The sequence below is a fragment of the Bradyrhizobium sp. SZCCHNPS1003 genome (assembly GCF_032381555.1).
In the GTDB taxonomy this organism is placed as follows: domain Bacteria; phylum Pseudomonadota; class Alphaproteobacteria; order Rhizobiales; family Xanthobacteraceae; genus Bradyrhizobium.
On sequence record NZ_JAUHIU010000009.1, the window covers coordinates 92687 to 106870 of the forward strand.

Annotated in this window: 20 protein-coding genes; 2 read left to right on the forward strand and 18 right to left on the reverse strand. The window is 60.7% G+C overall.

The genetic code is table 11. The features are described 5' to 3' along the window. Positions 1 to 10 precede the first annotated feature (10 nt). Together QX126_RS16260 and QX126_RS16265 are read left to right on the forward strand one after the other, a co-directional pair. On the forward strand, positions 11 to 634 hold the full coding sequence (locus QX126_RS16260; protein ID WP_315768540.1) for a hypothetical protein: 624 nt from the start codon (positions 11 to 13) through the stop codon (positions 632 to 634). 230 nt (positions 635 to 864) lie between these two features. Further along, positions 865 to 1590 (forward strand): helix-turn-helix transcriptional regulator, encoded by a 726-nt coding sequence (locus QX126_RS16265; protein WP_315740031.1) that lies wholly within the window; start codon positions 865 to 867, stop codon positions 1588 to 1590. Between the two features lies 1 nt (position 1591). Here QX126_RS16265 and QX126_RS16270 read toward each other — a convergent pair whose 3' ends face one another. The 18 genes from QX126_RS16270 to QX126_RS16355 all read right to left on the reverse strand — a co-directional run bounded on the left by QX126_RS16270 (position 1592) and on the right by QX126_RS16355 (position 14178). Next, the gene (locus QX126_RS16270; protein ID WP_315782244.1) at positions 1592 to 1984 is read right to left on the reverse strand and encodes a hypothetical protein; all 393 of its coding nucleotides are present in this window, start codon (positions 1982 to 1984) and stop codon (positions 1592 to 1594) included. After that, positions 1981 to 2238 carry a hypothetical protein gene (locus QX126_RS16275; protein WP_315740033.1) on the reverse strand — a complete coding sequence of 86 codons (258 nt, stop codon included), beginning with the start codon at positions 2236 to 2238 and terminating at the stop codon, positions 1981 to 1983. The genes QX126_RS16270 and QX126_RS16275 overlap by 4 nt, the downstream gene beginning before the upstream one ends. Positions 2239 to 2574: 336 nt before the next feature. Continuing rightward, positions 2575 to 2847, reverse strand: a complete 273-nt coding sequence (locus QX126_RS16280) for a hypothetical protein (RefSeq protein ID WP_315768536.1) — start codon at positions 2845 to 2847, stop codon at positions 2575 to 2577. Then, a complete protein-coding gene (locus QX126_RS16285; protein WP_315740036.1) occupies positions 2844 to 3113 on the reverse strand; it encodes a hypothetical protein in 270 nt (89 codons plus the stop codon). Before QX126_RS16285 ends, QX126_RS16280 begins: the two co-directional genes overlap by 4 nt. Further along, positions 3097 to 3420 (reverse strand): hypothetical protein, encoded by a 324-nt coding sequence (locus QX126_RS16290; RefSeq protein WP_315782246.1) that lies wholly within the window; start codon positions 3418 to 3420, stop codon positions 3097 to 3099. Before QX126_RS16290 ends, QX126_RS16285 begins: the two co-directional genes overlap by 17 nt. A 9-nt stretch (positions 3421 to 3429) precedes the next feature. Further along, entirely contained in the window at positions 3430 to 3615 is a 186-nt protein-coding gene (locus QX126_RS16295) for a hypothetical protein (protein WP_315768531.1), read from the reverse strand. Beyond that, positions 3615 to 4373 carry a hypothetical protein gene (locus QX126_RS16300; RefSeq protein ID WP_315768529.1) on the reverse strand — a complete coding sequence of 253 codons (759 nt, stop codon included), beginning with the start codon at positions 4371 to 4373 and terminating at the stop codon, positions 3615 to 3617. Before QX126_RS16300 ends, QX126_RS16295 begins: the two co-directional genes overlap by 1 nt. Positions 4374 to 4393: 20 nt before the next feature. Beyond that, entirely contained in the window at positions 4394 to 4762 is a 369-nt protein-coding gene (locus QX126_RS16305) for a hypothetical protein (RefSeq protein WP_315768527.1), read from the reverse strand. Beyond that, on the reverse strand, positions 4762 to 6378 hold the full coding sequence (locus tag QX126_RS16310; RefSeq protein WP_315768525.1) for an ATP-dependent helicase: 1617 nt from the start codon (positions 6376 to 6378) through the stop codon (positions 4762 to 4764). The genes QX126_RS16305 and QX126_RS16310 overlap by 1 nt, the downstream gene beginning before the upstream one ends. Before the next feature lie 68 nt (positions 6379 to 6446). Beyond that, positions 6447 to 6818 carry a hypothetical protein gene (locus QX126_RS16315; RefSeq protein ID WP_315782249.1) on the reverse strand — a complete coding sequence of 124 codons (372 nt, stop codon included), beginning with the start codon at positions 6816 to 6818 and terminating at the stop codon, positions 6447 to 6449. After that, entirely contained in the window at positions 6818 to 7042 is a 225-nt protein-coding gene (locus QX126_RS16320) for a hypothetical protein (RefSeq protein WP_315768522.1), read from the reverse strand. The genes QX126_RS16315 and QX126_RS16320 overlap by 1 nt, the downstream gene beginning before the upstream one ends. Beyond that, positions 7042 to 7413: a hypothetical protein gene (locus tag QX126_RS16325; RefSeq protein ID WP_315768520.1), complete on the reverse strand. Its 372-nt coding sequence runs from the start codon at positions 7411 to 7413 to the stop codon at positions 7042 to 7044. The genes QX126_RS16320 and QX126_RS16325 overlap by 1 nt, the downstream gene beginning before the upstream one ends. 148 nt (positions 7414 to 7561) lie before the next feature. Beyond that, a complete protein-coding gene (locus QX126_RS16330) occupies positions 7562 to 8050 on the reverse strand; it encodes a hypothetical protein (protein ID WP_315782251.1) in 489 nt (162 codons plus the stop codon). Then, a complete protein-coding gene (locus tag QX126_RS16335) occupies positions 8050 to 8466 on the reverse strand; it encodes a hypothetical protein (RefSeq protein ID WP_315740045.1) in 417 nt (138 codons plus the stop codon). The genes QX126_RS16330 and QX126_RS16335 overlap by 1 nt, the downstream gene beginning before the upstream one ends. A gap of 11 nt (positions 8467 to 8477) precedes the next feature. Continuing rightward, positions 8478 to 10490, reverse strand: a complete 2013-nt coding sequence (locus QX126_RS16340; protein WP_315768516.1) for a hypothetical protein — start codon at positions 10488 to 10490, stop codon at positions 8478 to 8480. An 8-nt stretch (positions 10491 to 10498) separates the two neighbouring features. Continuing rightward, positions 10499 to 10963: a hypothetical protein gene (locus QX126_RS16345; RefSeq protein ID WP_315768514.1), complete on the reverse strand. Its 465-nt coding sequence runs from the start codon at positions 10961 to 10963 to the stop codon at positions 10499 to 10501. 17 nt (positions 10964 to 10980) lie between these two features. Further along, positions 10981 to 13116 (reverse strand): ATP-binding protein, encoded by a 2136-nt coding sequence (locus QX126_RS16350; RefSeq protein ID WP_315782253.1) that lies wholly within the window; start codon positions 13114 to 13116, stop codon positions 10981 to 10983. Between the two features lie 51 nt (positions 13117 to 13167). Next, the gene (locus tag QX126_RS16355) at positions 13168 to 14178 is read right to left on the reverse strand and encodes a M28 family peptidase (protein ID WP_315768510.1); all 1011 of its coding nucleotides are present in this window, start codon (positions 14176 to 14178) and stop codon (positions 13168 to 13170) included. Positions 14179 to 14184 lie beyond the last annotated feature (6 nt).

Below are 14184 nucleotides of genomic sequence, written 5' to 3' on the forward strand. Positions count from 1 at the left end.
CTAGGGACCGATGAACCCCATCCTCGTAGCCGGCCTCGATCCGGCGTTCGCCAATTTCGGGATCGCCCGAATGTGGCTCGACCTCAGCACGCTGGAACTGAAGCTCGATAGATTCCGAACGATCTCGACCGAGAAGCTGGCCGGCAAAAAGAAGCTGATCCGGCAGAACTCGGATGACCTGCGACGTGCCCGAGAGCTGCATGCCGGGCTCCACGAGGAGCTTGCCGGCTGCACGGTGGCCTTTGCGGAGATCCCGTCAGGCGCCAAGGCTGCAAGAGCCTCCTACGGCTTTGGAGCTGCCGCTGGCGTTCTCGCGTCGATCCAGATCCCGCTCTTCCAGGTCATGCCGCTGGAGACGAAGAAGGGGAGCGTGGGCAATCCAAAGGCCGAGAAGCCGGAGATCATCTCCTGGGCTGCGCGGCGCTATCCAGAGGCTCCCTGGAAGCTCTACGACCGCGACACGACTGGGAAAGGCGGTAAGATTCTGAACCGGAAAGGCGAGTTGCATCTGGACAATGAGCATGTTGCAGATGCGATCGCCATTGTACATGCAGGCCTGCATTTGCAGGAGTTCAGGCAATTGTTAGCAATGCTCAAAATTGCTGCGCCCGCCTCGCAAGCGGCAAGCTATTGATATTATTATATATTTGTGGAAAAACAAGAACGGATGACGAACGAAAATTTCGTTGCATTCGCCTGAAACCTAGACTAGGGGAGAGGTGTTAGCATCCAAACAAATGGATGGGGCCGGCATGCAAACGGAATTCTTGACCAGAAGATCACAGCTCGAAAACGATTCTGGGAGGAAATCCCGTTCAACCCTAGTTTCATTTTCTAAAGACTGATAGAAAAAGGCGCATTGCAATGACCTTGGCTCTCGAAAAAGTGGCAGCGAAAACAAAAGCACAAACTCCGAAGCAGGTCGTGATCGAGTGGATCGACTACATCCTCGATCGAAAGCGGTGGAATGCTACGGAGCTTGCAAGGAAGGCGGAACTCGCTCCGTCGACTTTGCTGCGCCTCCTCAACAACCCCGAGCATCCTTTCCTTCCTACTCAGAAGACTCTTGCGAAGATCGCGGACGCTTCGGGCATCCCGATCACGAAGAAGGTCATGGAGGCTCTCGGAGCTGAGACGGAGGAGAACGGCACAGAAGTCCCGGAAGGGATGTCGAAGCGCGCTGGACTGCGTCCTATCGCCGCCAGGACGGCGACCGTCGAGTTCAAGCATGTGTCCGCTCTGCCGGCTTCGTTGCAGGCTGCAGCTTCGAGCCGAAGGGATGGCTACGTTCCGGCTCCGCCTCAGCTTGACGGAGACGAGACGGGCTTCGCGTTCCATGTGCCGGATGATTCGTTTGGTCTGTGGCTGAAGGCAGGGTCGCTCTGCTACGGCACGAAGCGCCGTGATCCCGTTGCCGGTGACATGATCCTGGTGACCGGCAAGGACGGGAAGTCGAAGGTTCGACTGCTGACCAGCATCGACGAGCGAGGCCTCGTCATGACGAAGACGATGCCGGCCGGCGATGAAGAGCGGATGGCATTTGACGATGTCGCTGAGATCGCCATCGTCGCCGTGATCGTGCGCTTGTAAGTCAGCACTGACTTACGTCGATAGCTCCAAAGAGCGTCTCGACCCTAGCGACCATTGACCTGATGTAGCCTGAAGGGGCTGTCATCAGGTCGATGTCGAAGTCCTTCCGAAGCTGACGAAGCTTTGCGAGCCACTCCCTAGCATCATCCAGCTGGGCTCGATCGACTCGATCCTGCCATTCCGTCTTCGCAATCTCGAGACGGACCTTCTCGATTTCGAAGTCGAGATACTCTGCGAACTCCCTCAGAAAGACTTCGAGTTTCTTGATCTCGGGCTCGATCCTGACGAGGCAGTCGCATGCCCGTCCGATGATGACGGGCAGCCGGCTCTTGAAGCGCGGGTTGATCTCCCTACGAACGGGATTAGGTGGATCCTCTACGATGGAAGATTTCATTCCCGTTTTCCCTTATTCTCGGTGGCGTCGTAGTCCTCCTGGGATGGACGAAATGGCGGTAGACCACGGTCGAGCGCCGCCAGCGCCAATGCTACAATCTTTGAGACGCCGCGCCGCTCCTGCTTGCTGACCGCCTGCGGCGTGATGCCGAGCCACTGGGCAACTTCGGCCTGGTTCAGCCCGCGGGAAATCCGCCACAGCTTGGTCTCCTCACCGGTCAGAAACTTCTCGTTGTCGGGTGCCTGCGATGGCATTTCCCACCTCGTTGCTGTGGTCCCGATCGTGTCACGGCGGCGGCCAACAGGCCTATACACCACGAACAAAGGAATGTTCCTACCGCCATGTAAACACCGGTCCTGTGATTTTTAGAGGACACGCGGTTGTATTTATGCAAATCAGCACCCACGATCATGCAGCCTTCCTCACCGAATCAGCATCCCGGATGCGGGCGAGGTTGCCTTCCTTCCACGCCGACGCGACGAGACGTACGGCCGCCGTCCTGAGCACAGGCTCGGTCGCCATCAGTACCCATTTTCCGTCCTTCCGTTGCGCGACATAGAACAACGGCGGTGATCGGAAATTACGCTTCGTCATAGTGCCTCCAAGAAATTGGTGATGGGACCGTCGCGCTCATCGAAGACGTTGACGATGTGACGTTCGTTGGTGTCGTCGACCGGGATGGCGACGTGGAATGCAGTGCCTTGCGCCCGCAGAACCTCGATGATCTCGATCGTTCCTGTAGCGCCGGCCGCCACGACGTGCTCAATGTCCTCGTGATCCGAACCCATCGTCTCTTCAAGGATCCGAACCTTCTGGCCAACCTTGAAGCCGAACGCCTCCGTAAGCTCCTGATTCTCCTTCACAGTGCCTCCAGGAAGTTAGTGATTGGTCCATCGAGCTGGTCGAACGAATTGACGATGCCGCGCTCGTTGGTCTCGTCGACGGGGATCCAGACGTGGAATACGATCCCCTGGCTTCCGGTGTAGACCTCGATGTGGTCGATGATGCCGATCGAGCCAGCCGGCATCGTGTGCTCGATGTCCTCGTGGTCCGCGCCCTTGGTCTCGATCTTGAGACGCACGCGCTGCTCGGCCTTGAAGCCAAACGCCTCCTTAAGCAGCTTGGCCATACTGGTCCTCCAGCTCATCGGAGAGCTTCTCGGCGCCGGCCAGGACCGTTGCGAGGCTGATCGTGTAATCGCTGATCAGGTGGTAGCTGTTGCCGTAGACCAGCCACACCCAGGCGGTCTTGCCGTCCTTGGTCAGGTACAGCCTGTCCTCGTCGGTCGAGAACATTGCCTTGAGGATCGCCTCGCGGTCGCTGCTCTGCTTCAGGGGGAAATCACCGCCGTCCCACACGTCGATCGTGTAGCCGGCTGCAAGAGCGTCATCGACCATCTTCTCGGCGATCTGGCGCTTGATCTTTTCGTCGTCCAATGTCGTCTCCTATGCGAAGTCCAATTCGTCGTAGCCATCCTCCGCCTCATCGTGGCGGCGGTGATCGGTGGTGCGCAGGGTGGAGCGGCTGCTGCCGCGCGAGGTTCTGATGAGGCTCGCGATGTCCTCCTCGCCATCGAGCGATTCGAGCAGGCCAACGGAGCCGCGGCCGAAATATTCAGCGTTCTTGGCCATTACGCAGCCTGCAGCACTGGTTGGAAGTTGTTTCGGCCGGGCCCGTGGACCTGGATGGTGATGTCGGCCTTCGCCGCGGTCTTGTGGCCGCCGCAGAGCAGGCACTGGGCGCACTGAGTGGCCTTGCCCATCTCCTTGGACGCGGGGCAGTGACCCTCACCGGCGAGCTTCGGAGCGCCCTCAGGACGCACGCGGTAGGTTCGGAAGCCGAGCGCCTTGGCGAGCACGCGGTCGATCTCGGTGTCGCAGGAGGCCATGCAGAACGCCGCCAGCTCAGGCTTCTCGCGCCACATGTGGGTGAAGCCGGTGACGTCGTGGACCTTCGCCAGGATCGTCTCCCAGACGGCCATCGGGATCGCGCCAGGATCGCCATAGGCGCCGGCACGGACGCGCTTGCCGGCGAGCAGCTTGCGGGCCTTGGCGAGCGTGACCTCGGGATAGACGCCGCGCTGGTAGGCGTCGAAGACAACGTGCGGACCGCGCCACAGCATCACGTAGCAGGAGCGGCCCTCGTTTCGGCGAAGCCCTGTCTTGAGGTCGGTGACCACCCTGCCCATGTGAATGCAGCTGCCGCAGATCGCCTTGTCATCGCCGGTCTGGCTCGCCTTCAGCGGGTTCATGTCCTGGCGCAGGATGTAGAGCTGCGCCATCGCACCGGTCTTGGAGTTGCTGCCGCCATCCTCAAGGCCGGTGGCGATCAGCATAATGGGGCTGCCGTCCACCTCGGACGGACCCTTCCACACGATACATCCGTTCATGGGAACTCCTTTGTTTGCATTCAAGCAAGTCTGAGGACGTGCATATGGGGAAAGGCGAGCGCCAGGTCCTGCTCCGCGCGATGGAGCTTGTGGCTCAGGATGTTGATCTGCTTACGCTTCCTGGCGATGAAAGATTCGAGGGCCTCTTCCTCGGTCGGACAGGCCCATCGCTTGGTTGCTGTCAGCAGGATAAAGCGTCCGCTGATCCAGGCCCCTTTCGGGGTTCGGCTGATGATGCGATGCCAGCGCATTTCCAGCTGCGGATCCGTGACGCCGTAGCGGTCGGCGTCAGGATCGATGCACACGGAATATCGCTGGGCTTCGCACCGCCAGAGGACCGAACTCCCATCAGGAGGCCGGCCGTAGGGGTAGACGAGCTTCGGCAGCATCAAGCCACCTTCTGCGTCAGTGGCAGCTGGCCCTGGGCGGGCTGCTGGTTATCGTTGACCGGCTTGACCTTGGGCAGCGGCGGCATCAGGTCGATCAGCTCGTCCATGGCGCGCGTGGCGGCCACGTACTGCAGGTTGATCTCCTGCTCCTTCTCCCAGGGCATGCTGGCGTATTTGGACGGGCAGGTGCTGAACCGGTCCAGCCAGTAGACTCGTTTCCACTCACGACCCTTTGCGCGGTGGATCGTGCAGAGCGTCAGGATGCCCTGGACGTTGTCGGCGAAGATCCAGTCGATATAGCTAACGACCGAAGAGATGAGGTCGTGCTTGTCCTCACGGCACGCATCCATGATGACCTTGAGGGTTTCGAACTTGTCCTCGGCCTCCTGGACCTTCGACATCTTCTTCTTCGGCAGCCAGCGCTCTTTCTCCTTCTCCAGCCAGTCCTCCAGCTTTTCCTCCAGCTCGGGGATGGTGTTGATGGATTTCCAGCGGGTCGCCAGCTTCTTGAGCTGCTCGCCGATGTCGCGGCCCTCGATCCGGCACGGCACCTTCTCCCGGATAAGGGCGAAGGCTGCATTCACGAGCGGCCTGGTGTTGCGGCACAGGATCGCCGAATCGCCGTTCAGCCGGTCACGCTGCTGGATCATCTGCTCGAAGGTTTCGAGGCTGATCCTGCCTTCCGGCGCGCTCGGGTGAGCCTGGATGTGATTGACCCATGTCTGGGCAAACTTGACCACCGTCTTCGGGCACCGGTAGGTGACCGTGAGCGGCATCTCCTTGGCGCCAAACTCCTGCTTGATGATGTCCAGGCTGTCGTTGTCGGCCCCGGTGAAGCCGAAGATGGCCTGGTGGGGGTCGCCGACCGCGAACAGCCGGCCATTCGGCTTCATCAACGCCCGAGCCAGCAGCCGGCGCACCGTGTTGGTGTCCTGCGCCTCGTCGATGATGACCGTGTCGTACTGCCACATCTTCACCCGATAGAGCAGGGCGAGATAGATCATGTCGTTGAAGTCGATGACGTCCGGATTGCTGTTCGACTCCTTCAGCACGTCGATCGCCAGCTCGATCAGATCGTCGGCCTTCTTCTGCGTGGCCTCCTCGTCGAACAGGTCAAAGTGCTCGGCGATATCCTCCCAGACCGAGGTATCCTCGATGTCGCCGCAGCCCTCGATGCCGACGCCTGACTGCTTGGCAAGGCCCACGAGCTGGACCACGACACCGACGTGCGGTGCGAGTGACGCATCGATCCGGTTGGTGTCGATCCAGCCGGCTGTGATCCGGCCGACCTTCTCCTCGTCGATCCTCACGCCGGAGAAGCGCTTGCGGTAGTTCCGAAGCGCGATGGCGTGGCAGGTCGAGGCCTCGGCCTTCTTCCAGTCAATGCCCAGCTTCTTCAGCTTCTCCTTCAACTCGGTGGCGATCTTTTTTCCGAACGCCAGGATGACGCTGCTGCCACGCATGCGGCTGACCGTATGGACGATCGTGGTCGATTTGCCGGCGCCGGCCACGGCGATCAGGACGATCGAGCTGGTCCCGTTCCAGGCCTCATTCTGAAAGGCAGCCTGCTGCGGCGACGGAACGTAGATTGCGGGCGCTGCCGCGGTGCTGGACATGTGTTCCTCGTCTGGTTGGGTGCGGGCACGTTAGCAATTATATGCATTCATGCAAATGAAAAAGCAAATCAAGCTACGGCTTTCTGCTCAAGGCGGTCCTCCTGGCGAAGCACCTTCAGCGCGGCGACGATGCGCCTGGCGTTCTCCTCGCTGCGCGGCTTGGCGATCACCTTGCGATCCTCGAAGACGATCCAGCAGTTGTCGTAGATGTCCTCGATCGCGAACACGTCGCCGTGCTCCGTGAAGAAGGCGGTCTTGCCCTCCGGCGTCACGTGCTGGGTCTGGACCATCCCGTAGCAGTTAGGATCGAGGAAGCCCTTCTCGATGAGGCTTCGCGTCGCTGGAAAGTGTCCCTTGCGCAGGTAGATGGTCTCGCTGACGCTCTGCGAGATGGCCCGCGCCATGATCCGGTTCTGCAGGTCAGTGAATGTCTTGGCCATCAGACTGCCTCCCCATCGATTTCGATCAGCTCGGAACTGTCACCTTCATCCTCGATGCTGGCCTCAGTCAGCGAGACCTCACAGCCGTCGATGTCGGGTCCGAACTTGAAGCCAACATCGACGCAATCCAGGGCAATCTTCATTGCCTCGCGCGCCTGCTTCTCGTCCTCGGCTTTGACGCGGCATACCGCCCAAAGCTTCACGTCGAATGCGTATTCCTTCATCAGAATGTCTTCCCAATGAACGGGCCGCGAGCGGAGAGATCCCCAAGCGTGCCGTAGGTGGTGAATGGAAGGTAGACGCCGAGCGAGGCGAGCTTCAAACAGAAGTCGAAGTCGCAGGCCTCGGGGTAGAGGCGCTTGTTCGGGATGAGCGCAGCCGGGATCATTTCCGGCCCGTTATCGTGCGACTCGGGAGATGGATTCGATCCGATATAGATCACGCGATGCAGCTCACCGTTCGCCTGATAGACGTGCCAGGTGTTGGCGTCGCTGTCGTATCCGTAGAGCAACGTCCGATCATGACCGTCAATCGGTCCAATCATAACCGGAGTCTGCTCGACTTGCCGGACAGCCCTCAATTCGCTCTCAGTCATGACGCCTCCGCTTCCCGTTTTGTCGTGAGTTTTGCCGCAGCCCTGTCTCGCTTGCGGTTCTTGACTGTGATGACCACGTGGACCTTTCCGCCCATCCTGCGAATGAAGGTGCGGCACCTGGCAAAGGTGCGTTTGGCTCCGTAGGGCCTCATCGGAGATAAGCCGGACCGTACGGTCCCATTTTCTCGAGCCCGTTGTGCTCGTCGAATATGTTGCCGCGGGCGTGCTCGGCCGGCTTGGACCAGCTTTCGGCCTTGAGGACGTCACCGGTCGCCTTGTCGACGAAGCAGTGGACGCCGGTCCCCTGGATGATCTTCCAACGCTTGTTCAGCTCCACGATGTGCCAGGTGTATTTGGGGATCGACGAGTACTTCGCTGCGCGGTGCTCCTCGGAGATCCGCTGGCAACCCTGGTAGAAGATGTCGAGGGCCTCACGGAAGGTCGCGCGGGTAAGGTGCCCTTTTCCATCGCATCGCCAGTCAGTCACCTCACCGTCCCTGACCATGCAGCCGGTGTAGAAGCCAGGTGATTCCACCGCGGCGCAAAGGGTGCATTTTGCCGTCTCTGGCATCGGATCCTCTATTTGTTTGCATTCAGGCAAATGGCCGGGCAGCACGAAGCCGCCCGGCCGACGCATCACAACTCTGCAGCGAGCTTGCGGAGATCGTCGAGCGACTTGCCGCCCAGCTCCTCGGTCTCCTTGGCGGCGATCAGGGCCAGGATCTGCTGCTTCTTCTCCCGGTTCGCCGCGGTCTCGGCAGCCTTCTCGGCCTCGGCCTTCTTCGTCTCGACGACGTGCTTGACGATGTCGAAGGCGAGCTGCAGCTCGTTGTCAGCCTTGGACGAGCTGCTGAGCCAGGGCAGGTCATCGTCGGTGCTGCTGTCCTTGAGCCGGCGGTTCAGCTCGCGGGCGATGCTGGTCAAGTCCGCGCTGTTCTTGGCCCTGCTGCTGATCTGCAGGTCCCACAGCTGCTCGACCGTCAGGCCGCCGCCGCCGAGCGGGGAGGGGAAGCGGAGCTTCAGGCGAGAGGCCTTCTCGAACAAATCTGACATTCAGTTCTCCTTCAGAATACGACCTTGACGGTCCGGGTGAAATTGCCCTTCACTTTGGCCAGGATCTCGTTGCGCTGTGTGCTGGAGAAGCCGAGGCCGTTGATCTGCGCGGCCGACTCGGCCGTCCTCATCCTCGAGCCGACGATCTCGATGACTTTCCGATGCTTGGAGAGATCTTCGCGGAGGAACTCGTTGAAGAACCCGCGCGCCTGTCCGTCGTTCAGGCAGCCTTCGAGCATGAAGAAGTAGTGCTTGTTGCCGACGCCGTGCCCGTCCCAATAGTTCGGGGACAGCATCATCAGGTTGACGGGGTGGAAGGCCTGGGTCGCGATGTTCCAGACCGTCTTGGTCGACTGCGTGGATGGCATTGAGGAGATGATCTCGATGCCCTTGGCTCGGGAGTATTTGAGCTTCGCGACGGAAATCTTCTCCTTGTGGCGGACCGCCTTGGGATAGGCGAACCGCGTGATCTGGCCGAGCCAGTCGATCTCGACCTCGAAGCCGACATCAACCGACTCTCGCTTGCAGAAGTTCTCCACGATCAGCTCGTAGACGCCCTCCCGCATCGTCGATTGCGAGCTATAGAAGATGTTCTCCACCGGATGTCGGCTCTTGCCGCCGCCGGCATTCATGTCGACGTCCAGCATGCCACCGCAGCGAGACCGCTGGCCCTTGTTGCCGAAATAGATCTCGTTCCCATCCGGCTCGCGCATGTGGAAATCGAGATCGTCGTAGTTCGACCATGCGAGCCGGCAGCACAGGTCGCCGCTGACGTTTCCGCCGGCCTGCTTGACGCGCTCACGGACGCCGTCCGCCATGTCGCCGTTGTAGGACCAGGAGAAGTTGTTGTCCCACTTGAATAGCCGGGCGGCGCCTGGATCGACCGGCGCGATCAGGCTTACCAGGTTCGAGATGTGCTTGTTCTCGAACATCACCTCGATTGACTCGGCGCTCGGAACGACCTGCGAGAGGAACTTCTCGATCGGCAGCTCTTCAACCTTGTCGATCTTCCGGGTGCTCGACTTGACCGGGATCGAGTCGAACACGTCGCCGTCGATCACCTTCCGGGTCGCGTTGTCCGCGAATAGGATGTTGGCCGCCGAGATGTCCGTCGTGCGGGCGTAGCGCCGCTCCAGGGCACCCGTCAGACCCAGCTCGGTGATTGTGGCCTTGGCCTTCTCGATCATGGCCTTGGTCACCAGGGCGGTCGGCCGCTTGTAATTCTCCGGGGCCACCATGGCCTCGAACTTGCGGACCGCGTTCTCCATCTCCATGCCCTCGGACAGGTCGATGAGCAGGGTGCCGATCGAGGTGTTGCGGATGCCCGTCACAGACCCTGGATTGGCCTTCACAGCGAGCCAGACGAACGGGTCGCGCTGATCTTGCGGTAGCCGATCGAACGCCACCTTGGCCTTCCGGAAGGCCTCCACGGCGAACTTGTGCTCGTGGCCGCGGTAGAGCGAGTTCTGGCCGATCAGTTCCAGAACGGTGTCGATCGAGTCCATGGAGATGGTGGTCAGGGCACGATGGAACAAGTCGTGCGCCGAGCGGATCTCGGAACGCTTGGTAGCCAGCATGTCGCCACGCATGACCCGGCCTGCCGGCAGGTGCAGGTGGAAGTGCTCCCAGGCCCGAACCTTGCCGAGAACGTCCTCGAAGTTCTTGTCGGTTCCAACCGACGCCTCGTGGTGGAAAAATTCGTCAGCGATCGCCCGAGACTTCACGAGCCGCGACATCGCATCGGCGACTGCCTGGTAGACAGGATCGGACACCTTTCCGTCCCAGATCGAGACCAGCTTGCCGTCGACGATCGCGACCACGTTGCCGACCGCGCGGATGAACTGACGACAGCAGCTGCAGTCATGCTCCCTGCGCTCGCGGAAAACCGGATTGGACCCGGCCGGGAAGCTTTCGAGATAGGCGTCCCAGAGCTGGTCCTTGTCGACCGCCGTGCAGAACAGATGGCCGTCGCGCATCTTCTTGAACTGTGCCGAGACAGCGTGCTTGAACAGAGAGAAGTCCATGTGGTTTCTCACTCCTTGATGATCTCGATGATGGAGGTATTGGCGACGAAGCCGAAGAAATCCTCGTCGCTCTCGACGTAGACGCGCTTGTCGGCATCGGCATTGTCGACATCGCCGACCGTGTAGATGCCATCAGGCGCATCGGGATCGCCCTGGACGCGAACCCGGTCTCCCGGGCTCACGAGCAGAACTTTCATCGCATCCGGAGTCGCCTGAGCCTTTTGCTCCCATGCCTCCGAAAGCTTCTCGCCGTTCAGGAAAAGACCGTCCTCATTGAGGACGGCCGCTCCATCGGTGGCCGCTTCGACCGCCACCCGAACGTCAGCGAGACAAACGAGTTTGTTCGCGTCGGCCTCGCCGGCCTGCAGCAACTCCTTGACCTCGCCGAACTTCGGATGGTCCATCGCCAGGACCCACGGCCGGCCCTGTGCGATGAACGTGATCGAAGTGTCAGTGATGATGCTCGGGATCATGACGGTTTCCGTTGGTTTCAGGCCGCCTCGTCGAGGTCTTCGTCGAGGTCGTCGTACAGGTCTGCATCCTCGTCATCTTCGACGGTGACCTTCTCGTCCTTGGCTGGCGCCAGCTTCCGGAACTCCTGGCTGTCAACCAGGAGGCCGAGATAGTGCGTCAGCTGTCGGTAGGTCTCGCCGTCGAAACTGTAGTAGCCGGAGCGATTGATGATCGACCGGAGCAGCGGGTACTTTTGGCCCAATTCGGCATATTCCCTCTCGACCACAACCACGGGATCGTCCGCCCTCTTGATCTCGACGGAGATGCCGAGCTTCTTGAGGGCGCCGTGAGCGATGTCGGATGGCGTGGTCTCCCGGGCGCCGCGGCGCGACAGGCTGGACTGAACCTGGTGCAGCTTTGACCAAAAGGCCTGCACATCGTTCGGCATCCGCTCGATCTGACGGCTCTTGGCCCAGACCGAGAGGTTGCTATCGAGCGAGGTGCGATTGTCCTTCTCGGTCAGATGCGTCGGATCGACCTTCGCCTTCAGGTCGGAGACGATATCCATCTCCGACCAGTTGTCCGGAGTTACCGCGTCCTGGCCCTTGATCAGGAACATCTGACCAACTTCCAGAATGCCGAGCCTCACGCAGTCAGCAACCACGCTGTCGAGGTCGTAGAGGCTGATCGTGCGACCGTTGACATAGAACCAGCTGTCGTGGCGCCGCCGCCGGCCGTAACCCGCGGTCGACTCCTCGATGTACTCGCCGCCATCGGCCAGATCGACGTCCTGCGTCATCCTGGTCAGGCCGCTTGCGCTGACCACCAGGGTGCGGCGCTTGCGGACCGTTTTGCCGCGACGCTTCTCGACCGGAACCTTGAAGCTGTCGAGATCGACAACATTCTCGGGATTACCGAGGCGAGCGAGAGCGGCATCGCGGTTGATACGCTTGCAGCGGACCCAGAGCACCTTCTTGCCGACCAGCTCCGCCATCATGAAGCGGCTGAACGAGTAGTTCGGATTATGCTCGATGACGACCGCGGCGTCGGCAGCCCAGGACGAGCGAACCTCGACGTCCTCGAACTTGTCGAACGTCCGCCAGTCATTACCCAGCTTCGCCGTCTTGAAGTCCTGCTTCAGGATGTGCTGGTGGAGCCGGCGGCCATTCCACTCGATCAGGTTTCGCAGCTTCTCCAGCCGGGTCATGCCCAGCTCTTCCTGTTCGGTCTCGAACACCTTGCAGGCCTCGAACAGAGTCTTGGCTGCATCCACCTTCCGGCGAACCTGGTTGATGAAATTCTGCTCGAACGACGCAACCAGGTTCTTCAGCGTTCCCTTGGTGTTCTCGTCGTAGGCCAGTTCCTCACGGGACAGGGTGACCTTCAGCGAGCCGATCGGAGCGTCGAACAGCACGGTATCGTCGTGATGCAGGAAGCCGGTGGTCTCGATCTGGCGTAGATCGATGGGATACATGACGCAGCCCATGCGGACCTGCGGACCGTAGAACGGAACCGTATGGTCCTTGTACCAGGTCCAGCCCTCGCCGGATGACGACACCTCAGCCTCATTCCACTGCGGCGCCGGGGTGATCCTGGGGCGTGGATTGAACGACCACAGGATCTGGCTGGCCCGGTTGTTGAAGGCGTGGACGTCTTCACGACGGACCGGGAACGACACGTCGAGGCCTGACGGCTCGTCGGACGGAACCTCGGCGAGCAGGCGCAGCACCGGGAAGCCGCCAGCGGCCAGCGACATCACGTAGGCCCGCATCATGCCGCCGGTGTAGGAAACGACGTTGTAGGAGCCAGCGCCGCTCTCGCCGATCAGGTAGGCGAAGGGCGAGAAGCGGCCGAGACCCCAGCCACCGACGTCGTTGTTGCTCTCGCGCTTGGTCGACGCATACATCTTGGCGTAGACCTCCTGCATCTGCTCAGGCGTCATGCCAGGACCGAAGTCGCGGACGCGGAAGACCGGGTTCAAACCGGTCGGCAGATGGACCTCGTAATTGCCGCGGGAGGCGTCCCAGGCGTTGGTGGAGATCTCGCGGATCGGGTAGCCGATCTTGTCCTTCGCCAGGCCCGACATCTGGGCGTAGAAGGCGACCGCGTTCATGTCGAACGTAACCTTGATCTCCGACTGCACACCGGACGCGACGTCGACGTGATCCTGCATTCCAAGCTTCATAGCGTGGTCTTTCTGTTGTCAGTGGTGATGTTGTGTGGATCAGGAGGCGATCTTCGAGCCCAAGCCGAAGCCGAAATCGTCGTCGTCATCGAACAGGTCAGAGATCGAGAGATTGCCGCCTTGATCGATGTCAGGCTTCTGGTTCTGGCATTCGATGATCGTGTTCACCTCCTTGAAGGTGAGGCCGACCTCATCCTGCAGGAAGCGAGCGATTGGACCCGGGTTGTGATAGACTAGGTCGTAGACCGTGGATGGCCGCTTGCGCCGGTAGCTGGACAGCTTGCTCAGGATCTGGCTGGGCAGCTCTGGCTTCTTCGGATCACGCTCGACCACGAACTTGCTCTGGTCGATCTTGACCATGTGGTCGCGCAGCTTGATCAGGTGATCAACATCCTGCTTCTCGGTCGGATGGTGCTCTTCGAAGTAGCCGACCGACAGGTTGCTGCACTCCGGCACCAGGTTGATGTATTTCTTGGTGTCGGTCAGGAAGCCGGTCGGGTCGAGCCTATAGCCCTCGGGCAGCTGAGCAGCAATCGACCTCCCGAACGTATCCGAACAGCAGCGCGGACCCTGATGAGTGATCACCGAGTGCGTGCGGCGACGATCGAACGCCACAGCCACCTGGATGCCGTCCAGGAACTGCGGCGTCTTCTCGGCGATCGCGCTGGAGCCGATGCAGCCGATCTCCTCGGCAGCATGGAACATGTAGAGACCAGGCACATTGGCCTTGATCATCTCCATCATGATCCACACGCCCGAGGCACAGTCGGCGCCGAGGCAGTTCGACTTCGATTTCTCCGGCAGGCGGAGGAATTTTCCGTCGTACTGCACTTTCTGGTAGCCGGTGCGGTTGTGGACGCTGTCGGTGTGCGACGACCACAGGACTGTCGGCCTCTCCTCACCGACGATGAGGAAGTGGTTGTCGAACTGGTCCTTCTTGACGCCCAGCGGCAGCAGGAAGCGGGCGACGAACTCCGCTTCCGTCTGCGAGCCGGCCGGCCGCCGGTAGGTCAGCATCGCGGTGAGGGTTTCGAGGTCTTTGTTGCTCATTGCTCT